Here is a 24,475-nt window from a genome sequence, read left to right as displayed (position 1 = left end):
GGTGGCGGGCCCCGTCTAAGCCCGCCACCCCCGCACACGGACGAGCGCCAACACGGACGCCGCGGCCATCCGCAACGGCCCCTCCCGGTGCAGTGTTCCGGTGAGGGTCCGCGCGACGAGTGATGCGGGCGCGAGTCGGTTCGTGCGTCGAGAAGTCTGAGCGAGCAGGCTCGCGGTCGCGGAGCCCTCGTCGGCGGCGAGGTCGAGGATGCGGCGATCCACGAGCGACAACGGGTGCTCCGCCGCAGGGGCTGCCGCGCGGAGGGCGCCGACCACCCGAGCGAGCGAGGCGCGATCGGCGCCCGGCCACGCCGCGGCACGGCGGTTGTGCACGGCGCCGATCACGTTGATTCGCAGGATCTTGACGACGACGCTCGCCCGCGCCGCCGCCGAAAGCGCACGGAAGTCGTCGGACGCGAGCAGCGGGTCGATGAAGCCCAGGTCGGCGGTGACGGGTCGCGTGGTCGTGGACGTGCGGGTCTCGGCGTCGGAATGCACCAGGTACGCGGGGCCGCGACGGTCGAAGCTCACCCCGGTCGCACGCGACCACACGGTCGTCACGTAGCCGATGTCCTCCCCCGTCGCGACGGTCGTGTCGAAACGCAGATCGGAGAACCGCGAGCGCGATACCAGACCGAGCGGGGCGCTGCGATAGGACAGACGATCCTTCGTGAGCGCGAGTCTGCGCACCCGCAGAGGCCGCGTGGGCGGGGTCGGCACCGGACGCCCTCCCGCATGCGCCAGCACCGGGATCACCGCCTCGGCGCCGTCCCGCACGGCGCGACGGTGCCAGGAGTCGATCGCATGTGGCTCGAGCTCGTCGTCCGAGCCCATCACCGACACGAATGCGGCGGTGGCAAGGTCGAGACCGTGGTTGAACGGGCCGGCCGGTCGTCGGAGCCCGTCCCGATGCTCGGTCAATCGCACGCGCGGGTCGTCCGCGAGCGCCCCGAGGCGCGTGCGCACCGAGTCCGAATCCAGGTCATGCGCCACCACGGTGACACGCAGCGGCACGTCATTGCGCAGTACCGAAGCGACGGCGCGCTCGATCGGGCGGGAGACCTCGTGCACGGGGATCACCACATCGACGCGAGGCGCCGCAGGTACGGGCACCCCCGCCTGCGCGTACGCCGTGAGATAAGCGTCCGCGCGGGTGGACGGCGAGAACCGTTCACGGGCGTCGGCACCGATCTGCTCCGGCGTCCGGTCGCTGTTGAGCTCCACGATGCGCTGCACCGCATCGGCGTAGGCAGTGGGAGTGCGTTCCGTAACCAGGGCACCGTCGGGCTCATCGACGAACGCACTCTGCGCGCCGCGGGCGCCGACCACGACAGGGACACCCGCGACGAGGGCCTCCGCGATGGCGACGCCGAACGTCTCGGACTCGGTCGGCAGCAGGAAGACATCCGACTGCTGCAGCGCGGACGTCACCTCGGCTTTCGCGACCGCTCCTGCCAGACGCAGGTGCTCCGCGACGCCTGCACGCTCTGCCGCCGCCGAAACCTCGGCGCGCAGTGGGCCGTCGCCGAGCCAGGTGAGTGAGGCATCGACGCCGCGACGTCGCAGCTCGGCCAGGGCGGAGACCGCGAGCAACGGGCCCTTGTGCGGCACAAGGCCGCCCACGGCGATGAGCCGCACCGCGGCTGTTCGCGACCGCGGAGGTGCAGGTTCGGCCGGCGACTCGACGTGGTTCGGAATGACGACGACCGGCCCTCGACGGATCGCGGCGATCCGCGCGGCGAGCAGGTCGCTCACCGCGACGACGACATCAGGACGCGCGAGCCCACGCTCGGTCAGCGGCAGAGTGGCGCGCATCGCGGCGGGGACGGTCTCGGGCGCGATCAGTCCGGACCAGTGCTCCGTATGCACCCAGGGGATGCGGACGCGTATCGGCGAGAACGGCAGCAGCGACGACAATGCCATCGTGTGCAGCACGTCGGCGTCGGCGAGATGACGGCGGATGACAGGACCGACGCGCAGGAGCTGATCCGGGCGCGACGGCGACATCGGCACGCGGACGATGGTGACGCCGTCGACCCTGTCCGTGCGCGCGTCGCGCACCTGTCCGGGTGGCGCGAGGTGCAGGACGACGACCTCATGTGACGCGGAGAGGAGCTGCACGTCATCGGCGACGAAGGTTCCGGTCTGCGGTGCCTCCACGCTGGGGAACCAGGTCGTGACGACGAGAACCTTCATGGCCCCGACGGTAGCATCCTCCCCCGCGGGACCCGGCCCCCGCTGATTCGAGCTCATCCCCCTGAAGCGATGCGGTCGACCGCGGCGACCCAGAGGGCCACCTGGGTCTCACTCGACAACGGCACCGCGACCTCATCAGAGCGCTGCTTCAGCGCCGCAACCGACTCCGGGGTCAGCGTGTCCAGCACCCGCGCCAGCCCTACAGCCGTGAAGTCGTCCGCAACCAGCCCGAAACCCTCTTCGCGCACCAGGTCGGCCATCTCGGGGCTCGGCCCCACGACCACACCGAGACGGGCCTGTACGAAGTCGAACAGCTTGTTGGGCAGCGCCCACCGATAGTTGACGTTCACCGGCGGAAGGACGAAGACCCCCACGTCGTACCCGTGCAGCGTACGCACCAGTTCCCGGTACGGCACCGGATCGTGCACTCGCACGCTCGGCAGCGACCGTGCCCGGTCGGTCAGCTCCGCGAGGTAGGCGGGGTCGTTGGGAGTGAGGTACAGGTCGAGAGTGGCCGGCGTTCGCGTCAGCTCCAGGGCGTCCAGCATGATGTCGAGGTGACGGTTGCGAAAGCACGCGCCGCTGTGCACGAGCGCGAGCGGCGAATGCACCTCGGTCGGCGGCTGATCCGCGAACGGGGTGGCGTTCGTCACCACACCCGCGGCGATGCCGAACCGCCGACGGTACTCGCGCGCGATCCCGTGCGCGACCGTGGTCACGCTCGTCGCTCGGGTCACGGACGTGCGGCAGATCCACGACATGAACGGCGCCACGAAAAGCCGCCAGCGCAACAGCTCGCTCTTCTGCGCGGGAGCGAACTCATGCAGGTCGGCGTGCACCCCCTGGCGCGGACGCAGGCTCAGGGCGAGCGGGACGGCGTCCACGTCGTTCGCGAGCACGATGTCGAATCGACGGCCGTCGAGCGCGGCGGATGCGGCGCGCACCGCACCGTTCTCCCGGTATGCCCGCGCATACTGCCGCAGGATCAGCAGCGCACGCGAGTATCGCCAGACCTCCTGGTCCGACGGCAGCTGCACGTGATCGGTTACGCCCTCCGGGGCAGGTCCGTATCCGCAGGTCGTGACCTCGTAGCGGTCGCGGAACGCCGCGACCTGCTTCAGAACGCGGGCGTCGGCAGAGATGTCCGAGAACGACAGGATGAGGAGCGATTGCGTCATCGGGTATCACCCGCGACGAGACGCTGCACGGCGCGCAGCCATGGGCCGACCGCCTCCTCGGCAGAGAGCTCGTGGGCCGCGCGGGCGGCGTTGACCTTGAACTCCCGCACGTCCTCGGGCGTCAGCGCGTCGATCGTCGCCGCGAGCGCCTCCACACCCCACCCTGTGGTGACCCTGCCGAGTCCGTACTGATCCACCGTGGGAGCGAGCTCCGGCGACGGACCGACGATCACACCGAGACGCGCCTGCACGAAATCGAAGAACTTGTTCGGCAGCGCATGCGCGTAGCTGAAGTTGACGGGCGGGAGCACGAACACTCCCACGTCGTAGTCGTTGAGCGTCGTGATCAGCTCGTCGTAGGGCACCGCATCGCGGAGTCGGGCGCGACCCGACTCCTCTGCCTGACGCCGGAGCTCGTCGAGGTAGTCCGGGTGGTTGGGCGTGAGGTACAGGTCGAGCGTCACGTCTGCCGTCGAACGGTTGACCGCGTCGACCATCAGCCCGAGGTCGCGATTGCGCAGGCCCGCTCCGCTGTGAACGAGGCGCAACGGTGCGTCGACCGATGAGGGCTGCAGATCCGCGAACGGCGTGGCGTTCGTGACGACCTCGGGCGCGAATCCGAACTCGCGCTCGTACTCCTTCGCCAGACCGGGGCTCACCGTCGTGACGGCGTCGGCCCGCCGCACGTACTTACGGCACATCCAGCGGTAGTACGGCGAGATCCAGCGCATCCACGCCCGATTCTCCTCGTGCAGACGCGGCCAGTACTCGTGCAGGTCGGCCAGCACGCCGTCGCGCGGGCGCAAGGCCAGGGCGATCGGCACCGCCTGCACGTCGTTCGCGATGATCACGTCGAACCGTCGGCCGGCGAGGGCCTCACGCACCCACTGCACTCCCGCGAGACGCCAGTACGCGAGTGAATACTGCCGCAGCGACACGAAGCGTCCGTAGGGGTTGTCGACCCGGGCGTCAGCGGGGATCTCGATGTGCTCGACGTCATCGCTCGGCGCCGCCTCATAGCCGCACGTCACCACGCGGTAGTCGTTCTCGAGCAGGCGCACCTGCTTCAACACCCGCGCATCGCGACGAATGGGCGAGAACGACAGCACGAGGACCGTCGGGGTCTCGCCTGCATCTGATGTGGAATCAACCACGCTCGGTTCCTCCTCGTCTCACCCGGTAGAGCAGAAACCGCACGAGGGTGCTCTCCCGGTCGAATGCCTTCCACCACTGTTGCGGCAGGATCGTCTCCCGTCGCCCCGCCGTGCGACGGCGCGCGATCGCCGCGACGAGTTCGTCCGCGCTCGCGTGCCGGGCGACCTCGATCAGGGCGTGGTCCGCTCGGGACAGCGGCACCAGCGCGCGCGGCGCATCGCGGACGATCGCGTCGACGATCCGCGCGAGGTCGGCGCGGCCCTCGGGGGTCCACGCGTCGGTCGTCGCGCGTCCGAGGAGGGCGTCGAGCACATGCACGCGGAGCATCTTGATCGCGAGCGACGTGCGCACGCGATCAGGGAGACCCCGCCACCAATCGCCTTCGATGAGGAGCTCGACCGCGCGGAGCTGCTCGCCGATGGTCATCCTGGATTCGGTGATGCGGTCGCCCGCATCCGAGCCGATGACGTAACAGGGGGCCTCGTGCATCACGTCGATCCGCGCACCGTCCGCCCACAACCGGGCGGACATCGCCATGTCGTCGCCGGTGCGCAGACCTTCCGTGAGCAGGAGCGCGGGGTCCGACAGCAGGTCCCGGCGGATGAGCGCCAGCGGTGCCGTGCGATAGAACAGGCGGTCGCGAACGGCATCAAGAGCACGCGCACGCCCGACGCGTGTCAGCGGGCTCGCCAGCACGGGACCGTTCTGGCGACGCAGCCGCATCAGGGCGACGTCGGGTCGCTGCGTGCGCACGTAGTCGCTCCAGGCGCGTACAGCTCCGGGGTCGGCGAAATCGTCCGACCCCATGATCGCGACGTACGCTCCCTCGGCCAGCCGCATGCCGTGATTGAAAGGTCCCGCCGGGCTCGGAATGCCGTCGCGGTACTCGACGAACCGGAGCGTGGGCCCCTCCGGGCGCCCCGCAGCGGCAGCGATCTCGCCGACGTCGACGCCGTGACACACCACGGTCACCCGCACGTCGTCCACCCCGTCGCTGAGGATCGATGACACAGCGCGACCGATCGGACGCGTGGTGGCGTGCACCGCGATCACGACGTCGAGGAGGGGGGCTGTCACCGCACGAGTCCTGCGAGACGTGCCTGCACGGCGAAGTCGGGCATGGCTTCGATGACCTCGTCGAAAGTTCCGGTCGCCGCGATCCCGCCGTCGCGCATGTAGCAGATCTGGTCGTGGTCGCGGATCGTCGCGAGGCGGTGGGCGACCGAGATGAGCGTCACATCGCCGCGCAGCTCCTGGATCGCCGAGGTCACGTCGGCTTCGGTCTTGGTGTCAAGCGCGCTCGTAGCCTCGTCGAGAACCAGCACCAGCGGGTCGCTGTAGAGCGCCCGCGCGATGCCGAGACGCTGACGCTGCCCGCCGGAGAGGGACATGCCGCGGTCGCCGACCCTGCCGTCCATGCCACCGGCCCGCTTGCTGATGATGTCCCAGAGCTGGGCGCGGCGCAGTGCGGTCTCGACACGGTCTCGATCGAAGTCGCTCGTCCACGAGAGTGCCACGTTCTGAGCGATCGTCCCGTCGAACAGCGCGACATCCTGCGGCACGTAGCCCACCTTCGAGCGCCACGCCGCCATGACGTCATGCAGGTTCTGGTCATCCAGGCGCACCGTGCCTTCGGTCGGCTCCAGCAGCCCGAGGATGAGGTCGACGAGCGTCGACTTGCCAGCTCCCGACGAACCGACGAGAGCGAGGGTGCTGCCGATGGGGAGCGTGAGGTTCACGCCGCTGAGCGCCGGGTGTTCGCTTCCCGGGTAGGTGAAGGCGACATCGGTGAGCACGAGGCTGCGCGGCTCGGACGACAGCGGATCGTGCCCGATGCGCTCGGCACGCTCCAGGTAGCCCTCTGCCGCCTCGATATCGCTGATCACGGCCGTGACGTGCGGCACGTTCGAGGTGGCCTGCGTGAGAACAGCCTGGAAACCGGTGAGCGAAGGCACGAGCCGGAAGCCCGCGACGGCGAAGACCGCGACGGCGGAGATCGCCTGCGCGGCACCGCCCATGACGAAGGCGACGCCACCGACGAGGAGGAACCCGCCGATGAGGGCCGCGTCGAGCACGAAACGAGGGAATGCGCCGAGGAAGCCGAGGTTCGCGCGCGCCCTGGTGGTGTGGATGCGGTTGTCGTGCACGACCTTGGCCACGTCCGGTGCCATGTTGCGCAGCGTGATCTCTTTGAGCGCCGCGACCATGTCGGTCATGAGCGATGCCACGCGGAACGAGTAGTCCCGGTTCACACGGCCGGCCTCGACGGACTTTCGCGACATCCAGAAGTAAAGGATGAGGGCGATGAAACCGAGGTACACCATCGTGACGAGCGCCGTGACGGGGTTCGCCACCACGAGCACGAGGATGACCGCCGCCGACGTGCACAGCAGTTGCGGGAGCCCCAGCACCGGGAGCAGGAAGCCCGACGTCACGTTCGCGATGCCGACGTCCGCCAGGCGCACGAGCTGGGAGGTGTTGCGCTTGAGGCGCTCGGTCCACGGAGCGCGGATGTACGCGTCGAAGAGCCGATCGCCGATTTCGAGCTCGAATGTCGCGAAACGGCGCGTGGCGAACCACTGCAACGTCACCGCGAGAGCTGACTTGGTGATGATGAGAATAGCGACGGTCGCGATGATCCAGATGTAGCCGTCGCTCGTGATCGTGCCGATCACCGGGAGCGTCACGTCGTCCAGCTGCACCATCGAGGTGACCGATACCGCGAGCAGCATCAGCGCCGCGACGTCGAGGATCGCGAGTGCGCTCGTCGAGATCACGTACATCCACAGGAACCGCTGTGCCCGCGCCGGAAGCAGGGGAACGATGGACCGCAGAGTCTTCCAGATGAGCTTCATGCTGCTCCCGCCGAGATCAGAACCATCGAATACCTCATCACATCAACCTCAACGTTCGCCTGCGTCCACGGATTCGAGCACTCTGACCGCGCGCTCCGCCACCGCGTCGATGTCCGCGACATCGCGGGCCTTCCGGGCCGCCGCGTGGCGCTCCTCGGGCGTGCGCGGGTGGTCGTCGGACAGGATGCGGTGCAGGGCGGCCGCCACCTCGTCCACCCCGTAAGGAACCGCCATGCCCTCGCCCGTCGACTGTACGAAGCCTCGCCCAGGTCCCACACCGGCATACACGACCGGGGTGCCGCAGGCGAGCGCTGCGTACATCTTGGTCGGGAAGGCGAAGTCGTAGCCCTTGCCAGGGATGACCGAGGCCAGAGCGGCTCGCGCTCCACGAAGCCACCGGGCGACCTCACTCGGCTCGGTGCGGGGAAGTACCGACATCGCGCCGGTCGGCAGCCGCTCGGCGATCTCGGCGATCGCGGGCCAGTCGGTCCCCTGACCGATGAAGAAGAGCTGGGCGTCGGGATATTCCGGGTGCACGGCGGCGAAAGCCTCTGCGAACACCGTGGCTCCGTGCACTTCAGATGCCGTGCCCGTGTACACGAAGTAGGGCGCCTGCACCCCCATGTCCGGTCCGTCGACCGCGAAGTCCGCGAGATCCGTGCCGTTGCCGATCGTCTCTATGCGCTCCACCCCGAGCTCGCGCAACCGCTCCGCGACTCCGTCGCTCACTGCGAGCACCCGCCGGGCCCCACGCAGGCAGAACTTCTCCATCATGCGGACGACCGAGACGACGACGCCCGAGGCGCCTGTCAAGGCGGCCGCATCGGACCAGATGTCCGCGGCGTAGTAGACGTATGGACGTCGGAGTATCGCCGACATGACGCGCATCACCGCACCGGTCGTCGGAGGCGGTTCGACCAGCACCACTCCCGGACGCGGACGCCGCAGCACCCGGACGACCAGCGGGACGTCGAAGCTGAGGTACTGCAGGTACCCCCGCACATAGCCCGCACGGTCGCGCAGCACCCTGGCACGTCGGATCCGCACGCGCGGATCGGTCCCGTCAGGTGCCCCCGCCAGGGACGCAGGCGGTGTCGACGTGATCACGTCGACACCGTGTCCCGCCCTGGCGGCGGCATCCGCGATCGCCCGCAGACGGAAGGACGCCGCGCTGGGCTCCGGCGCGAAGATCCGGCTGACGATCGTGAGACGCATCACCTAGAGCGCGACCGCCGCGCCAGTGCGCGCGGACTCGAGGGCACCCTCGACCACCGCGAGTGTGCGCAGGCCCTGGGCCATCGTGACGACGTCGGTCTCGTGCCCGAGCACAGCATCGCGGAAGGCCTCATGCTCGACGCGCAGCGGCTCGCGCTTGGCGAACGCGTAGCGCGTGACGTCTCCTTCGGAGACCCCGCGGAAGGAGGACACGGATTCCCATTCGAGGGGGATCGTGCCGTTGGCATAGAAGGTGAGGTCGCCGGTGGAGGTGTCGGCGACGAAGGCGCCCTTCTCTCCGGTGACGACGGTCAGCCGCTCCTTCATCGGGCTGAGCCAGTTGACGATGTTGTTCACGATCACGCCGGAAGCGGTGCGACCCGTGATCGTGATCATGTCCTCGTGCTCACGGCCACTCTTGAATGCGGTCTGCGCGAACACGCGTTCGTAGTCGCTCTGCACGATCCAGGCAGTGAGGTCGACGTCGTGCGACGCCAGGTCCTTCGCGACCCCGACGTCGGCGATGCGCGACGGGAAGGGGCCCTGGCGACGGGTGACCACCTGGTAGACGGCTCCGAGGTCTCCCCCGGCGATGCGACGACGCAGCTCCTGCACGGCCGGGTTGAAGCGCTCGATGTGACCGACGGCCCCGACGAGCCCTGCCGCGTCGAAGGCCTCGACCATACGCTGGCCCGCATCGACGCTGTGCGCGATCGGCTTCTCGACCAGCGTGTGCACACCGGCTGCGGCGAGCTTGAGCGCCGCGTCCTCATGGAATCGCGTCGGCACGGCGACGACGGCGAGATCGATGCCGACGCCGATCAGCGCCTCGATGTCGGGAAGGATGTCGAGATCTCCCGCCACTCCGTGCGGGTCTCCGCCCGGATCGGCGATCGCGACGAGTTCGACGCCGTCGATCTCACGAAGCACGCGGGCGTGATGACGCCCCATCATGCCAACGCCGAGCAAGCCGGCACGCAGCGCCATCAGGCGCCGGCCTTCGCGACAGCGTTCACCGCAGCGACGATGCGCTCGAGGTCGTCCCGGCTCAGCGACGGGTGCACCGGGAGCGAGGCGACCTCCCGTGCGGCGCGCTCGGTCTCGGGAAGATCGAGGCCCGGTGCGAAATGCGTCAGTGATGGCAGACGGTGGTTCGGGATCGGGTAGTACACTCCGGCGCCCACGTTGTACTCGTTCTTGAGAGCGGCGACGAAACCGTCGCGGTCCTCGGGAACGCGGATCGTGTACTGGTGGTAGACGTGCACGGCGCCGTCTGCGACCGGCGGAACCACGACGCCCTCGAGGTTGGCGTCGAGGAACGCGGCGTTGGACTGCCGGGTCTTCGTCCAGGCATCGACCTTGGTGAGCTGCACACGTCCGATCGCGGCGTGGATGTCCGTCATGCGGGCGTTGAAGCCGATGACCTCGTTCTCGTACTGACGCTCCATGCCCTGGTTGCGCAGAAGCTTGACCCGGCGGGCGATCTCGTCGGTCGCCGTGGTGACCATGCCGCCCTCGCCGCTGGTCATGTTCTTCGTCGGGTAGAGACTGAACATCGCGAACTCGCCGAACGACCCGACCGGTCGCCCGTCGAGTGAGGCACCGTGGGCCTGAGCCGCATCTTCGTACAGCGCGACCCCGCGCTCAGCAGCCAGTGCCTCCAGCTCCCGCATGCGCGCGGGGTGGCCGTACAGGTGCACGGGCAGGATGCCTTTGGTCTTCGGCGTGATCGCAGCCGCGACCGCCTCGGGGTCGAGCGAGAACGTCTCGGGCTCGATGTCGACGAATACCGGTGTACCGCCGGTGAGAGCGACCGAGTTCCCCGTGGCAGCAAAGGTGAACGACGGCACGATGACTTCATCGCCGGCGCCGACGCCCGCCGCCAGCAGGCCGAGGTGCAGGCCCGCAGTACCGGAGTTCACCGCGACGGATGGACGCCCGGGGACGAAGTGCGCCGAGAACTCCTGCTCGAACGCCGCGACCTCGGGTCCCTGAGCGACCATGCCGCTGCGCAGGACTCGGTCGACGGCCTCACGCTCTTCGTCTCCGATGATGGGCTTCGCGGGGGGAATGAATTCGCTCACACGATCTCCTTGGTCAATGTTCCGTCGGTTTCGAGGTAGTGGGCACCCGTGGAGGGGCACACCCAGGTCTTGTCGTCGGTGCCGGCGACCAGAGGAACACCGGACTCCCCCACCCATCCGATGCGTCGAGCGGGAACGCCGGCGACCAGCGCGAAAGCAGGAACGTCCTTGACGACCACCGCGCCGGCAGCGACCGTCGCCCACGCTCCGATGGTCACGGGGGCCACGCACGTCGCGCGTGCGCCGATGGCCGCTCCGCGCTCGATCGTCACGCCGACAGGCTCCCAGTCGTGTGCGCTCTTGATGGTCCCATCGGCGTTGATCGCGCGCGGGTAGGTGTCGTTCGTGAGCACGACCGCCGGGCCGATGAAGACGCCGTCGCCCAGGCGGGCCGGCTCGTAGACGAGCGCGTAGTTCTGGACCTTGCAGTTGTCGCCCATGACGACACCGGTTCCGATGTACGCGCCACGTCCGACGATGCAGTTCTCGCCGAGGTGCGCCTGCTCGCGGACCTGCGCAAGATGCCAGATGGACGAGCCGTCGCCGATCGTGGCGTCAGGTGAGACATCTGCGGAATCGACGATCCGCACCCGGGGAGACTGAGTCACTTTCACACGCTTCCTGCGCCGCCGTGACATGGCAGTCGCACGATCGAGTCTATCGGCAGACGACGCGACACCTGATGAATGGCCGAGAGCACGGACAGGCCCTGTCAGAATGGATGTATGAGCGAAATACCGATCGGCTCCGTGGCCGACAGCACCGCATGGATCGTGATACCGCTCTACAACGAGGCCAGCGTCATCGGCGACGTCATCACGAGCCTGCTGCCGCACTTCCCCAACGTGGTCTGCGTCGACGACGGTTCGACAGATGGCTCCGCCGACGTCGCCGCGCATGCCGGAGCCCACCTCGTCAAGCATCCCGTCAACCTCGGACAGGGCGCGGCACTCCAGACGGGGATCGAGTATGCCCTCGCCCACAGTTCGTGCGAGTACATCGTCACGTTCGATGCCGACGGGCAGCACCGTATCGAGGATGCGATGGAGATGCTCGAGCTCGCCCGCTCAGAGGACGTCGCGATCGTCTTCGGTTCCCGATTCCTCGATGACCGTACCGACCCGGGATGGGTCAAGAAGGTCGTGCTGAAGACCGCGATCCGGGTGACGAATCTCACCACGGGCATGAAGCTCACGGATGCCCACAACGGCCTCCGCGTGATCCGTCGCGATGCCGCGGAGAAGATCGACCTCAAGCAGGATCGGATGGCGCACGCCACCGAGATCGTCCTCGAGCTCGGACGCACGGGTCTCCCCTGGCGCGAGCATCCGGTGGAGCTGCTCTACACCGACTATTCCAAGGGCAAGGGGCAGAGCGTGCTCAATTCCGTCAACATCCTCGTCGATCTGGTGGTGAGGTGACCATGTGGATCCAACTGCTCCTCATCGCCGCGATCATCGTCCTCGGACTGGTCGTGATGCGCCGCACCGGTGCGGACAGCCACCTCGCGATCCGTCGTCTTCTGATGATGCTCTTCATCGTCGCCGCGATCCTGTCCGTGCTGTTCCCGCAGTGGCTCACCTGGGTCGCTTCGCTGATCGGCGTGGGACGCGGCACGGATCTCCTGCTGTACGCGCTCGTCGTCATGTTCCTGACATTCGTCTACACGCAGTACCGCAGGAACCTGGCCCTCCAGCGCCAGCTCACGCTGCTGGCACGGAGGATCGCACTGCTCGACGCGGAGAACGAGGAACAGCGCCCTACGCGCAACCGGTGACTTCGTAGAGGACTGCGTCGCCGACCCGGTCGACTTCGCTCAGCAGGTCCGAATCGCCGAGGTGGTGCAGCCCGTCGAACGTCGTCCAATGATTCTCGAAGAGCTGACGGTCTCCGAAGTCGAGCACGTGCGTGACGCCGAGACGGGTGATCGCGTCGCATACAGCAGCGCCACCGGTTGCGAAGTCGCGTGCGAGCAGTTCCGCATCCGCACCATATCGACCTGTGACATGCGGGAACACGACGTCGTTGCCCGTGTAGGCGAACAGCAGCCCCGCCCCGGTGAGGGGGTCGCCGAGCACGATGTCATCGTCGTCGAGCCGATCCGCGATGTCCTCGAAGAGCGCGGCTTCGTCAGAGGACAGCCCCTGGGAGTCCGACGTGAAGAAGTAGCTCGAGTTCCGCATGTACGAGACATCATTGGCCAGCGGGCGAAGGTGGGTCGCCGCGCCGAGCACGAGGAGCGCCGCGATGACGACCACGAGCGCCCGGGAGCCGGCCGCCCAGTGCGCGCGCAGCCACGCCACGACCACGGCCGCACCGAGTCCGGCGAGAGGGATGCCCCACATCGCCAGCAGCGCGCCGACCCGGGTGGTGTCGTCGTACCAGACGCCCACGAACAGGCTCCGCAAGGAAAGCAGGGGCAGCCAGGCAGCTGCGAGATAGAACGCGATGCTCACGCCATAGGCGAAGAGCACCCACCACTGGCGGTCCTTCACGACGCGCCATACTCCGATCGCGGCGAGCAACCCGATCAGAAGGCCCGTGGAGCGGCCGACCGGGCTGAGGAATGCCACCTCGCCGAGGGCCTGGCTCATCGTCACTCCGGGCAACCACTCGTGGGTCGTGACGTTCGCCGCGAGCCAGATGATCACGAGGAGTGCGAATCCGACGAGGAGCCCCGAGATGGTGAGCACACGGCGGGTCCGTGACGCGTTCGGCCACGGCCGCAGCGCCTGCCACACGACGAACGGCACCACGAGTACCACGCCGGCGAGCAGAGACGACGGATGCGCAGCGGCGGATGCTCCGGCGGCGGCGGCAGCGGTGAGTATCCAGAGCGTTCGTCCCGCGGGTCCGTCGCCGGACGAGAACGCCCGGATCACGAAAGCGAGGAAGAGGGGCAACAGCACGTTGCCCAGGAGGTTCGGGTACAGCACGCCCCAGTTCAGGAATCCGAGCGGGAAGACGCTGAACGCGAAGGCGACCAGGGGCGCCCAGAACGCCGCGGCGGGGTGCGCCCGGAACACGATCGACGCGAGGCATGCAAGTGCGACCGGCCAGATCACGGCGATCACGGCGACCGTGACGATATTGGTCGCCGCCACGACGCCGCCTGAAACCGGGACCAGGAGTGCCACCACGGCGTGCCACAGCGTGGGGTAGACGGCGGTACTCGCCCCCGGGGTCACCATCGTCATGTGCAGGGGCGATGCGTCGCTGTTCTGAATGATGAACTCGACGGCGTTCAGATGGAAAAGGCCGTCATACAGCTGACTGGGGTGGGAGGGATCGACGATCCCGACCGTGAGGATGGCGGTCCATCCGAGGAAAGCCGCGCCCAGGGCGACCCAGACGAGGGGACGGCGCGAGCGTGCGACCGGCGGTACCCGGCGGCCGGTCCAGCGCAACACGGCCGCGACGGCCGTGACGATCGACGCGACGATGGCGACCGGCAGCGGAGACCACCCGAGGCCGAGCACCGGCGCGACGACACTCGCGGTGGCGACGATCGCGAGCGAGAGCGCGATCGCCGCGCCCAGGCGCTGGAGTCCGCTCGCACGGAGACAGAGGGCAGCGGGAAGGCCGGGGAGCACGATGATCGCGATCGCGACGAGCAGGGCAGGCACCTGCCCGATCCACCCCGCCATCACGCGTCCACCAGAGCGATCGCGCCTTCGACCTCGCCGTCGTAGATGACCTCACCCTTGCTGATGACCACTCCTCGGGCGCAGAGCTGGCGCACCATCTCCATGTCGTGGCTGACGACGACGAGCGTCTTCCCCTGCGCGATCAACTCCTCGAATTTCAAGCGGCACTTCTCGCGGAACGGCGCGTCACCGACGGAGAGGATCTCATCCACCAGGAGCACGTCGAGCTCGACGTGGATGGCCACTGAGAAGGCCAGTCGCATGAACATTCCCGAGGAGTAGTGCTTGACCTCCTGGTCGATGAACTGCTCGATCTCACTGAAGGCCACGATCTCGTCGTAACGTGCCTCGATCTCGTGCCGCTTCATTCCGAGGATCGCGGCATTGAGGAACACGTTCTCGCGACCGGACAGCTCAGGGTGGAACCCGGCGCCGACTTCGATCAGACCGGCCACCCGCCCTCGGGTGAGGACCTCTCCTTCATCGGGCTCCATCACACCGGAGACGAGCTTGAGGAGAGTCGACTTCCCCGAGCCGTTGAGTCCGAGGACGGCGACCGATTCGCCCTCGCCGATCACGATGTCGACACCCTTGAGCGCCTCGAACTCGCTCGTCAGCTTGCGGCGCTTGATCCAGGACACGACGGTGTCCTTGAGAGAGAAGGCATGGTTGAGCGTGAAGCGCTTCTTCACGCCGTCGATGACGATGCTCGGTCGGAGCGTCTGCGGAGCACTCATAGGTCCTGTGCGAATCTTCCTTCGAGGCGGCGGAACACCAGCTGACCGATCAGGAGCGTGCCGACGGCGATGAGAAATGTCCAGAGGGTGTTCCAGGCCAGTCCCGGCGGCATCGCATCCATCTGCAGCCCGGCATAACCGGTTGCGGAGATCATTCCCTCGGTCGCCGGGCGCCAGAACGCGTAGTGGAAGAGCTCGACGCCTTGCGTGATGGGATTCAGGAGATACACCTCGACGAGCCACTGCGGCCAACCGAGCGTCTTCACCACCGCATCTTGCACCATGACCCAGGAATAGAGGACCGGCGATGCCCATGTGGCGAGGAGGAGCATCAGTTCGACGATGTTCTCCGCGTCGCGGTAGCGCACGTTGATGGCGCCGAAGAACAGTCCCAGACCGAGCGCGAACACGATCACGATGATCATGCCGGCGAAGATGGCGAGCACCGACAGAACGGAGATGTGCACAGCCCAGCCCAGGAACAGGCACACCACGAGCAAGAGACCGACCTGAGGAAGGAAATGCACGAACGCGACGATGACGGCGGAGACGGCGAACAGTTGACGCGGGAGGAAGACCTTCCGCACCAGGGCGGCGTTCCCGACGATCGACGTCGTGGCGTTCTTGAACGCCTCGGAGAAGAGGTTGATCACGACGATGCCCGAGAACAGATAGACCGCGTAGTTCGGGATGCCGCGGTCGAGGTTCATGAACAGCCCCAGGACGACCCAGAACACGAGGAACTGCGCCGCCGGTCGCACGTAGGACCATGTCCAGCCGAGGACCGAGTTCCGGTAGCGCGTCGTCACGCCCGTGCGCACGAGCAGGTTCAGCAGATAGCGCCAGCGCACCACGTCGATCAGCCCGCGGCTCTTGCCGGGTGTGTCGAATTCGGAACGCGGGACGGTGGCGAAAAGATCTCGGGTGTCGGTCACAGGCCTACTCATTCAGCGACGGCGACGGATGCCGCCCAGAACTTCCCCATCCTATGCCACACCCTCGCCGGTGTCCTGTGTGCTCACCCGATCGGCGCGACCGATACCCAGCCCTTGCCCACGGCCCGCGAAGACAGCCATCCGCCGCGTCCGTCGCCGCTGTAGAGCAGGAGCTCGCCGGTAGCTGTGCGTGCGAGGACATCGATCTTTCCGTCGCCGTCGAAGTCGCCGGGAGAGATGATCTGTGCCATGGCGCCCCAGCCCTTTCCGATCTGGCGCGAATCCCCCCACGTCCCGTCGCCGGCGAGCGAGTACAGCCACAGGGTCCCGTCCGTCCGACGCGCGATGATGTCTCCCGCTTTGCCGTCACCGTCGAAGTCACCGACGTAGAAGGCAGCATCCATGCTCGACCACCCCTTGCCGACGACGCGGGAACCCAGCCAGCTCCCCTTGCCGTTGCCGGAATAGAGGATGAGATTTCCCGAGGCGTCGCGGGCCAGCACGTCGGGGAGCCGATCGCCGTCGAAGTCAACCGTCCCGATCAGGAGGTCGAGACCCGCCCACCCCTGGCCGATCTGCTGCGAATCGCCGTTGACCCCCACCTGGCTGTGAAGGAGGAACCGCCCGGACTCGTCGATGCGCCCGATGTCACGCTTGCCGTCGCCGGTGAAGTCCCCCAGGGGCAGAACCCTGTCCTTCGCGCCCCAGCCGCTCGCGATCGTCCGCGAGCTCAGCCACCCGCCCGCTCCGCTCCCCGTGTACAGAATCGCGGAGCCGTCGGCTGCCGTGGCGACGACGTCCGTCTTCCCGTCGTTGTCGACGTCGCCGACTCCGGGCTTCATGGGCCGAGCCTTCGTCACGGGAACGCCCGGCCCCTGAATCGAGACCATCGACTGCCATCCGGTCCCGACCTTCTTGCCGGCCTTCACGGCTCCTCGGCCGTCGCCGGCATACTGCCACAATGCGCCGGCGGCGTCGCGTGCGAGCAGATCGGGACGCCCGTCCCCGTCGAAATCGCCTGGACTCATGATCGCGGTCATGTTCTGCCAGCCGGTTCCGATCCGGACCGATCCCCCCCATTTTCCGCGGCCGTCCCCCGTGTAAAGCGTGAGTCGTCCCCCGGAGTCGCGTCCGATGAGATCCGGCCGGCCGTCTCCGTTGAAGTCGAAGCCGCCGACGAGCATGTTCATCCCGTTCCAACCCGAGCCGACGGTCACCGGTGCGCGGAAGCCCCCGCGGTCGTCGCCACGCCAGAGCAGCAGGGCTCCGGCTTTGTCGGTGGTGAACATGTCGGGAACACCGTCACCGTCGAAGTCTCCCGCGGGCGTCACCATGACGCTCCCTGACCAATCGACGGCGATCTGGGTGCGAGCGGAGAAAGTTTTGTCGCCCGCGCCCAGCAGAGACCATGCGCGCTTGTCTTTGCCGACAGCGAGAATGTCGCGGTTGCCGTCGCCGTTCATGTCGCCCACGAGGTGAACCGATGAAACGTCCGTCAGACCGGTGGAGAGCGAGACCGCCTTGCCCCAGACCCCACGAGCGAAGGGGTAGCCCCAGACGGTGCCGTCGGCGGATGTCGCCAGCACATACGGGGAGGTGTTGGCCGAGGCGAGTGTCGGCGGCGCCCCTGCCGGCACCGACGGCTTCTGCGTCGACCCGAACCAGTCGGTGAAGTAGTTGTAGAAGTTGCGGTTGCCGTATGCCGAGCATCCGTCGCCCTCGCCGTAGCCGGCGCGCAGAGCTGCCGCGTTGGGCTGGTACGGCGTGTAGTAGTAGAGCGCCGACGTCGCCTTGTTCGCGACGTACACCGGTGCGGAACCGCAGGATGCCTTGGGGTTGTACAGGATGTTCCAGGTCTTCCCCGGTGCATACCACTGGAACCACTTGCCTTCCATGTAGATCTGCATCTGGCGGGCGGCGCCGTAGATCTGGTGGAAGAAGCCGATGTAGTTCGGATCGCACGGTGCGGTGTCGGGGCACCCCTGTCCCAGCGCGATCCGATAGCGCCAGGCGCTCGGCCACGTGTGCGTGATGAGGCCCTGCTCCTTCTGCAGCATCACGATCAGCACCTGCGGGTTGATGTTGCAGGCCTGCGCGACGCGATAGATGATGCGCGCAGCCGACTCGTTCGCGGCACCCTTGTAGCCGGAGCAATAGGCGTCTGCGGGACGGGTGACCGTGGTCATCTTGAAGTCCTTGAGGCAGACGATCGGCTCGTTGTTCTCGTCGCGGCCGCCCAGGCAGCGCGCGACCTTGCCGTTGAAGAACGTCTGGATCTGCGCCTCGGTCATCGTGCTCTTGTTCGTGAACACGGCGTCGCTGATGATGTTGCCCGGGGTGAAGCCCGCGAGTGAGGTCTTCACGACCCCCGCATCGACGGGCGCGGCGGGGGCGTTCGCGGCTGTCGCCACGGGCGACGCGACCGTCGCCTGTGCAGCGGCGGAGGGAACGACCGTTCCGAGAATGAGGGCGGAGACAGCGAGGACACAGGTGAGGAGTGGGGCGGTCCTCAGGGTGTTTCGCGAGCGTGGGGCACGTCGAGACATGTGACCAGTGTGACGGAAGTTGCGAGATGATGCCACTGTTGCACCCCTTTGGCCACAGCAACCCGGCGTGTCGCGCCGATGTGCAGGTGGCTCCCAGCCCTCAGAGGTCGGCGTGCAAACCCCAGAGCCGTTCCGCCGAACTGGCCCAGGAGAAGGCCCGGGATCGATCCGCGGCCAGGACGCGCAGCCGGCTCGCGGCGGTGCTCGTCGCCTCCACTATGGCGTCCGCGACCTCGTCGGCCGCGACCAGCATCCCCCCGTCGGCGATCACGTCGCGGTGCGAGCCGCTGTCGACGGCGACCACGGGGATCCCGAGGTTCATCGCCTCGACCGCGCGCCACGGCCAACCGGCGGAGCTGTCCGTCGCGGCGAACACCGACGCCCCCGCCAGCACCGCTGCGCGGTCTGCGGCGTCCAGCGCACCCCGGATGTGTGCGCGCCGCTCGGGGAGCCCTGCGGCCGAGGCGAGCTCGGCGTAACGGGGCTCCCCACCCTCGGCAACCCCGACGACGACCGCATCGATCCCCGCTGCGACGGCGCCACGGAAACCCTCCTGCAGATCAGCAACGCACCCCGCCAACACCACGTACTGCGCGGGCAACGACAATGCCGCGCGGCGCTCGGCGGCATCCGCCGGCGCTGCGAACCCGTGCGGCGGAGCGCCCGCGACCACGCGGACGCGGTCGCCGAGGCGCGCGAGTTCCGACAGTCTCTCGGCAACCGCATGCGAGGGAACGATCACGGCGTCGGCGTGCTTCACCGCACGTCGCAGCATCCCACGCTGCCAGCCGACGACGGTCTTGGGCAGTTCCTCCGGCGCATCCCACGCGCGCAGGTCCCACAGTGTGACGGTGGTCTGGTCGTTGTCGTGCACGCGATCATGACGCACGAGCGGGGCCATCAGCGTCGGCGAGTGGATCAGTCCCCCGCCGACGCCCGGGGCGATCCCCAGCTGCCAGGAGGCGGCCAGTTCGCGACGCCCGAGCGCGAGGGTCCGCACCTCGCCGACGCCGGCGATCGGCACCTCGGCCCCGGCAGGCACGATGGCGTCCACCGCGCACCCCGAGGGCGCCGTGGCGATCAGGCCGCGGGCGAGATCGACGGACGCGGAGGCCTGGTCGGGGTCGACGACATGCACGAGCTGATCCAGAACTACACGCAGCCGAGCACCCATGTGATCAGGCTATCCTCGCCGCACCGCTCCCCCGTGGAGCGCACCGACCGCGCCGCGCGAATGTCAGCGTTCCCACAGTTTTCCCCACCGCCGCCCCAGCGGTTCATGCTTGAATGCTCGGGTGAGCGATGGTCGTCTTCCCGTCCGGCGCCGATGGATCGGGTGGACCGTCGGCGTTCTGCTGGCGATCCTGCTCATAGCGATCGGCTGGGTGGCGGTCCGCGGGATCGGCGCGGTCAACGATCTTCAGCAGGTGGCCACGGGCGCCACGCAGCTGAAGGCTTCGATCGCCGAGGGGGATCTGGACGAGGCGGAGCGGATCTCGGGGAGCATCGAGCGCAACGCGGCATCGGCGGACGACCTCACCTCCGACTTCGTCTGGCAGGCCTTCGGCGCTGCGCCGTGGCTGGGACCCAACTTCCGCGCGGTGAGTGAGATGGCGGAGATAGCGCACGACGTCTCGACAGACGCGCTCACCCCCCTGCTCGACGTGGCCGACGGACTCGATCTGGCGGGCCTGGGCGTCTCAGGCGGCACGATCGATCTCGCCCCCTTCGCCGAGATCCAGGAACCGCTCGAGACGGCGAGCACTGCGCTCACGGCTGCCGAACTGCAGGCCAAGCGGATCGACGCGGACGCGACGCTCCCGCCCCTCGCCGATGCCGTCGGCGAGTTGCGATCCGCGGTCACCGGAGCGGCGACGGCGGTCGGTGCCCTGCACGGCGCCTCCGTGCTGCTGCCGACGATGCTCGGCGGCGAAGGCCCGCGCAATTACGTGCTGGCCATGCAGAACAACGCCGAGTTGCGATCCTCTGGCGGGATCATCGGGTCCATCGCTCTCCTCCACGCCGAGAACGGCACGATCACGTTGCAGCGGCAGGCGTCGACGCGGGACTTCCCGCCGCTGGACACCGCGCTGCCGCTCAGCGAGTCCACGATCGCCCTGTTCGAGGACCGCCCAGGGCGCTACCTCCAGAACATCACCGCCATCCCGGACTTCGCCGAAGCGGGCGAGATCATCGCGGCGCGGTGGACGGGTCGGTTCGGCGGCACCGTCGACGGCGTCATCGCCGTGGACGCGGTCGTCGCGGAGCACCTCATGAAGGCCACGGGAGATCTCTCCTTCGGCCCCTACACGGCCACAGCGGACACCGTGACCGACATCCTGCTGTCGCAGATCTACGCCGCCGTCCCCGACCCCGCCGCACAGGACGCGATCTTCGCCCAGGCGGCGGGCGGCCTGTTCAGCGCCGCCCTGTCCGGCGGCGATCCCCGGGCTCTCATCGGGGCGCTGGCGACATCGGCGGACGAGAGTCGTATCCGCATCTGGAGCGCACATCCGGAGGAGGAGGCCGTGCTCGCCGCCACCGAACTGGGCGGAACGATCCCCACGGACAGCGACGACGCGACCTATGTCGGCGTGCTGATGAATGACACCACCGGCGGGAAGATGGACTACTACACCCGCGCATCCATCGTGACCTCGATCGGCACGTGCCAGGGTGCCCCGACCACGCAGGTGCGCATCACGTGGACGAGCACGGCCCCGGCGGACGCGGCCACGTCGCTGCCCGCCTATGTCACGGCCGACGGTTTCTACGGCGTCCCCGCCGGCACGGTGCGCACGCTGATCGCGGTCTACGGACCGGAAGGCGCGACACCCGCTCACGTCGACAGGGACGGCAAGAAAGAGGGCGTGCAGACTGCCATGCTCGGCGACCGTTCCGTGGTGCAGCACGAGGTGTCCCTCGCGCCCGGGGAATCGACGACGATCACGGTCGAGTTCGAGGGCATCGGTGCCGGCGCACGTTTCACCGAGGTGCGACACACGCCGCTCATCGAGGCTCCGGAGATCACGCGCGAACCGCTCAACTGCGCATCGTGACATTCCGGGCTCGATAGGGTAGTGTCGACTCACTGGGGAATATCTGGAGTCTGCAATCTTGCCGTGGGGGCAAGATGACTCCACGCAGTCGGACGCAGGGGTGTGTCCGAAGGCGATTCCGCGTGAAATTCTGGGGAGAAATCATGCTGAAAAAACTGGCTGCCATCAGCCTCACCGCCGGCGCGCTCGTACTCATGGCGCCCGCCGTCGCAACCGCTGCGCCTTCGTCTGTTCCGACCGCGTCCTCCGACTCGTACACGACGCCTCCCGGCGTCAAGGTCGGCGACCCGGTCATCGACACCTGCGAAGTCTCGACCATCGTGTTCGGGCCGGGCTACTTCCTGCCGTCCGAGAACGTGAACGTCTCCGTCTCCGGCCTCAACGCGGGGAACGCTGCCGTCTCGGGCAACACCGCCGCGACCGACGGCGGCCTGACGCTCACCTTCCGCCCACCGTCTGACGGAGAGGGCTCCTACGCCGTCTCCTTCGGCGGCTCGCGGTCGTACACCGCGACGGTCACCGTCGCGCACGGTCACGATGCGGCTTCGACGTGCGACCACGATCCTGCGGTCGCACCGGCGGGTGCCGAGATGCCGCTCACGGGCGACGGATTCGAACTCGCCCTCACCGGCGGAAGCGTCTCGCCGTGGGTCCTCGGAGGCGGCGCTGCGGCGCTCGTCGCCGGCGGTGCTCTCGTCGCGGTCGGTGCTTCTCGCCGCAAGCGCGCCTAGGTCCGGCTGCCGCCTCGCGCGGTGGTCGACTGGACGACGGTGATCCCTCCCCCTCCGATCACCGTCGTCTGGTGCATCCGGTGGCACCCACCGGAAGCCCACGGCACGCCCCCTTCTGGGAGGGGACGGCCGTGGGCATTGACGCGCCCGCGAGGACGAACGTCGCACCGCCCGTGACCTTCCGGTCGACGCGGACTCGCGCTCAGGGAGTGGGTGCCGGGGTCTGGGTCGGCGGATGCAGTGACTGTGTGATCAGGTCGTGGATGAAGCCGTAGTCCGGTTGGTGCTCGTCCACACCGAAGTCGGGCGTGAGCTCGATCGACGTCACCGGCTGCTCCTTCGCCTTCAGCATCAGATCGAAGAACTCCGGCAGCTTGTCCGAGGGCAGATCGGTACTGATCAGTGCCGTGCCCGCCGCTGCCACCTCGTTGAATCGGGTGAGCACGGTCTGCGGAGTGAACTGGGCGAGGATCGCCTCCTGGAGCTCGCGCTGACGCTTCATGCGGTCCCAGTCGCTGGTCGTGTAGCGGGACCGGGCGTACCACTGGGCGGTGTCCCCGTCCATCCGCTGCTTCCCGGGCTCGATCCAGCCGATGGCCCACTCGTTCACATCGGTGCCCGACCAGCCCTCGGGCGGTCCGCCCTTCGGCAGGCGCTCGGTCACGTCGATCTCGACACCACCCAAGGCGTCGACGAGCTCGGCGAAACCGTGCATGTCCACGAACACGTAGTACGGGATCTCGATGCCGAGAACACCTTCCGCCGCGTCCTTGGTCGCCTCGATACCCGGCTCCGAGCCGTGGGCGACGGCGTCGGGATAGAGCCCGGCTCCCCCGTCTTCGCGGCAGACCTCGGCCGCGTTGCGCACGTGATTCATCCAGCCGTTCCAGCCACACGACGATGAGCTGTGCCCTTCGAAGCCGTTCGGATACAGCTCCTGCATCGGGCTGCCCTCGCTGAACGGCGCGTTCGGGAGCTCGCGCGGGATGCCGGTGATGGTGACGGCGCCGGTGTCGGCGTTGACCGACACGACCGAGATGCTGTCGAACCGCATCGAGTCGCGTCCGTCACCGCTGTCGGCGCCGAGCAGGAGGATGTTGTAATAGCCGTCGCTCGGCTCCACGCTCGGGCCGCTCTGCCCGAAGATCGAGCCGATCGTGCTTCGCACCGAGCCCACCGCGGTCGCCGCATAGGCAGCTCCACCCCCGACGAGACCGAGCAGGACGAGCGCGACGACGGGAATGGCCAAGCGCGACAACCCGGGAACCTTCACGAGGCGCACGAGGCGGAGCGCATCGAACGTCAACACGATCCAGAGCACGACGTATCCGACGAGCAGCACCTGCACGAGCGTCAGGATCGCGGCCGAGAAGAACCCGCCGCCGATCGTGAGCCACAGCAGGACAGGGCGTGCGAACAGTGCGAGGCCGGCGGCGATGATGGCCAAGAACCAGGCGAGGAGGGTCGCGCCGAGACCGAAGCGACCGAGCCGACGATTGCCGGCGAGCACCTGAGCCGAGCCCGGCAGCAGGACATTCATCGCGACGAGCCACCAGCCGCGCTTCGCCATGGTGCCCTGATCGGAGACATCCGGGTGCCGCAGCGGCCGGGTCTCGATCAGCGGGCGCCCTGATGCGCGCGGAGGCGCAAGGGTCACAGCGATCCCTTCAGCCGTTCGTTCTTCTGCTCGACCTGGGCCTCGAGTTCGCGCGCGTACGCCTCGACGCGGTCGGCGAGGTCGGGGTCGGCCGTTCCGAGGATCCGCGCGGCGAGGAGACCCGCGTTGCGTGCGCCGCCGATGGACACCGTAGCGACCGGGATCCCGGCAGGCATCTGCACGATCGAGAGCAGCGAGTCCATGCCGTCGAGGTAGGCGAGCGGCACGGGGACGCCCACGACGGGAAGCGGGGTCATCGAGGCGAGCATACCCGGAAGATGCGCAGCTCCCCCGGCGCCCGCGATGATGACGCGGACTCCCCGAGACCGCGCGTCACGAGCGTACGACATGAGCTTGTCGGGAGTGCGATGCGCCGAGACGACCTCGACCTCGTGCGGGATCCCGAAGTCCGTCAGAGCGGCGGACGCATCGCTCATCACGCGCCAGTCGGAGTCGGATCCCATGACGACGCCGACGAGA

Annotated in this window: 20 protein-coding genes; 4 read left to right on the top strand and 16 right to left on the bottom strand. The window is 68.1% G+C overall.

Going from position 1 to position 24,475, the window contains the following annotated elements:
- Nucleotides 1-15: 15 nt before the first annotated feature.
- The 9 genes from DW298_RS16930 to DW298_RS16890 are packed head-to-tail and all read right to left on the bottom strand — an operon-like array spanning nt 16 to nt 11,291.
- Nucleotides 16-2,196, bottom strand: coding sequence for a glycosyltransferase (locus tag DW298_RS16930; protein ID WP_168429553.1), 2,181 nt, complete (start codon nt 2,194-2,196; stop codon nt 16-18).
- A 53-nt stretch (nt 2,197-2,249) separates the two neighbouring features.
- Nucleotides 2,250-3,374: a glycosyltransferase family 4 protein gene (locus DW298_RS16925; RefSeq protein ID WP_136043623.1), complete on the bottom strand. Its 1,125-nt coding sequence runs from the start codon at nt 3,372-3,374 to the stop codon at nt 2,250-2,252.
- A complete protein-coding gene (locus tag DW298_RS16920) occupies nt 3,371-4,528 on the bottom strand; it encodes a glycosyltransferase (protein WP_136043622.1) in 1,158 nt (385 codons plus the stop codon). Before DW298_RS16920 ends, DW298_RS16925 begins: the two co-directional genes overlap by 4 nt.
- Nucleotides 4,521-5,606 (bottom strand): glycosyltransferase family 2 protein, encoded by a 1,086-nt coding sequence (locus tag DW298_RS16915; protein ID WP_168429552.1) that lies wholly within the window; start codon nt 5,604-5,606, stop codon nt 4,521-4,523. Before DW298_RS16915 ends, DW298_RS16920 begins: the two co-directional genes overlap by 8 nt.
- Nucleotides 5,603-7,384: an ABC transporter ATP-binding protein gene (locus tag DW298_RS16910; RefSeq protein ID WP_136043620.1), complete on the bottom strand. Its 1,782-nt coding sequence runs from the start codon at nt 7,382-7,384 to the stop codon at nt 5,603-5,605. The genes DW298_RS16915 and DW298_RS16910 overlap by 4 nt, the downstream gene beginning before the upstream one ends.
- Nucleotides 7,385-7,432: 48 nt before the next feature.
- Complete coding sequence (locus DW298_RS16905; RefSeq protein ID WP_136043619.1) at nt 7,433-8,599, bottom strand: glycosyltransferase family 4 protein; 1,167 nt, start codon at nt 8,597-8,599, stop codon at nt 7,433-7,435.
- Nucleotides 8,600-8,602: 3 nt separating this feature from the next.
- Nucleotides 8,603-9,589, bottom strand: coding sequence for a Gfo/Idh/MocA family oxidoreductase (locus tag DW298_RS16900; protein ID WP_205820429.1), 987 nt, complete (start codon nt 9,587-9,589; stop codon nt 8,603-8,605).
- Nucleotides 9,586-10,683: a DegT/DnrJ/EryC1/StrS family aminotransferase gene (locus DW298_RS16895; RefSeq protein WP_136043617.1), complete on the bottom strand. Its 1,098-nt coding sequence runs from the start codon at nt 10,681-10,683 to the stop codon at nt 9,586-9,588. The genes DW298_RS16900 and DW298_RS16895 overlap by 4 nt, the downstream gene beginning before the upstream one ends.
- Complete coding sequence (locus DW298_RS16890) at nt 10,680-11,291, bottom strand: acetyltransferase (RefSeq protein WP_240745171.1); 612 nt, start codon at nt 11,289-11,291, stop codon at nt 10,680-10,682. Before DW298_RS16890 ends, DW298_RS16895 begins: the two co-directional genes overlap by 4 nt.
- 117 nt (nt 11,292-11,408) lie before the next feature.
- On the opposite strand from DW298_RS16890, the gene DW298_RS16885 reads away from it, so the two are divergent.
- On the top strand, nt 11,409-12,104 hold the full coding sequence (locus tag DW298_RS16885; RefSeq protein WP_136043615.1) for a glycosyltransferase family 2 protein: 696 nt from the start codon (nt 11,409-11,411) through the stop codon (nt 12,102-12,104).
- 2 nt (nt 12,105-12,106) lie between these two features.
- Nucleotides 12,107-12,460 carry a DUF2304 domain-containing protein gene (locus tag DW298_RS16880; protein WP_136043665.1) on the top strand — a complete coding sequence of 118 codons (354 nt, stop codon included), beginning with the start codon at nt 12,107-12,109 and terminating at the stop codon, nt 12,458-12,460.
- On the opposite strand, the gene DW298_RS16875 is transcribed toward DW298_RS16880, so the two are convergent.
- From DW298_RS16875 to DW298_RS16855, 5 genes are all read right to left on the bottom strand, one after another.
- On the bottom strand, nt 12,444-14,330 hold the full coding sequence (locus DW298_RS16875; RefSeq protein ID WP_136043614.1) for a DUF6541 family protein: 1,887 nt from the start codon (nt 14,328-14,330) through the stop codon (nt 12,444-12,446). The two genes, DW298_RS16880 and DW298_RS16875, sit on opposite strands and share 17 nt — an antisense overlap.
- Nucleotides 14,330-15,067 carry an ABC transporter ATP-binding protein gene (locus DW298_RS16870; protein WP_136043613.1) on the bottom strand — a complete coding sequence of 246 codons (738 nt, stop codon included), beginning with the start codon at nt 15,065-15,067 and terminating at the stop codon, nt 14,330-14,332. Before DW298_RS16870 ends, DW298_RS16875 begins: the two co-directional genes overlap by 1 nt.
- Nucleotides 15,064-16,002, bottom strand: coding sequence for an ABC transporter permease (locus tag DW298_RS16865; RefSeq protein WP_240745170.1), 939 nt, complete (start codon nt 16,000-16,002; stop codon nt 15,064-15,066). The genes DW298_RS16870 and DW298_RS16865 overlap by 4 nt, the downstream gene beginning before the upstream one ends.
- An 83-nt stretch (nt 16,003-16,085) precedes the next feature.
- Nucleotides 16,086-18,548 carry an FG-GAP-like repeat-containing protein gene (locus tag DW298_RS16860; RefSeq protein WP_136043611.1) on the bottom strand — a complete coding sequence of 821 codons (2,463 nt, stop codon included), beginning with the start codon at nt 18,546-18,548 and terminating at the stop codon, nt 16,086-16,088.
- Between the two features lie 100 nt (nt 18,549-18,648).
- Nucleotides 18,649-19,722, bottom strand: coding sequence for a glycosyltransferase (locus DW298_RS16855; protein WP_136043610.1), 1,074 nt, complete (start codon nt 19,720-19,722; stop codon nt 18,649-18,651).
- Nucleotides 19,723-19,843: 121 nt separating this feature from the next.
- Here DW298_RS16855 and DW298_RS16850 point away from each other — a divergent pair, with 121 nt between their 5' ends.
- Nucleotides 19,844-21,607, top strand: coding sequence for a DUF4012 domain-containing protein (locus tag DW298_RS16850; protein ID WP_136043609.1), 1,764 nt, complete (start codon nt 19,844-19,846; stop codon nt 21,605-21,607).
- 143 nt (nt 21,608-21,750) lie between these two features.
- Nucleotides 21,751-22,338, top strand: a complete 588-nt coding sequence (locus DW298_RS16845) for a hypothetical protein (RefSeq protein ID WP_136043608.1) — start codon at nt 21,751-21,753, stop codon at nt 22,336-22,338.
- Between the two features lie 202 nt (nt 22,339-22,540).
- Here the strand turns inward: DW298_RS16845 and DW298_RS16840 are convergent, their stop codons facing one another.
- Both DW298_RS16840 and purE read right to left on the bottom strand, forming a co-directional pair.
- Nucleotides 22,541-23,995 carry an LCP family protein gene (locus DW298_RS16840; protein ID WP_136043607.1) on the bottom strand — a complete coding sequence of 485 codons (1,455 nt, stop codon included), beginning with the start codon at nt 23,993-23,995 and terminating at the stop codon, nt 22,541-22,543.
- Nucleotides 23,992-24,459 carry a 5-(carboxyamino)imidazole ribonucleotide mutase gene (gene purE / locus DW298_RS16835; protein WP_136043664.1) on the bottom strand — a complete coding sequence of 156 codons (468 nt, stop codon included), beginning with the start codon at nt 24,457-24,459 and terminating at the stop codon, nt 23,992-23,994. The genes DW298_RS16840 and purE overlap by 4 nt, the downstream gene beginning before the upstream one ends.
- Between the last annotated feature and the right edge of the window lie 16 nt (nt 24,460-24,475).

The sequence above is a fragment of the Microbacterium sp. A20 genome, from assembly GCF_004794515.1.
Lineage (GTDB): Bacteria > Actinomycetota > Actinomycetes > Actinomycetales > Microbacteriaceae > Microbacterium.
Note: the sequence above shows the minus strand (reverse complement) of the source record. Positions and strands in the feature narration are given on the sequence as shown.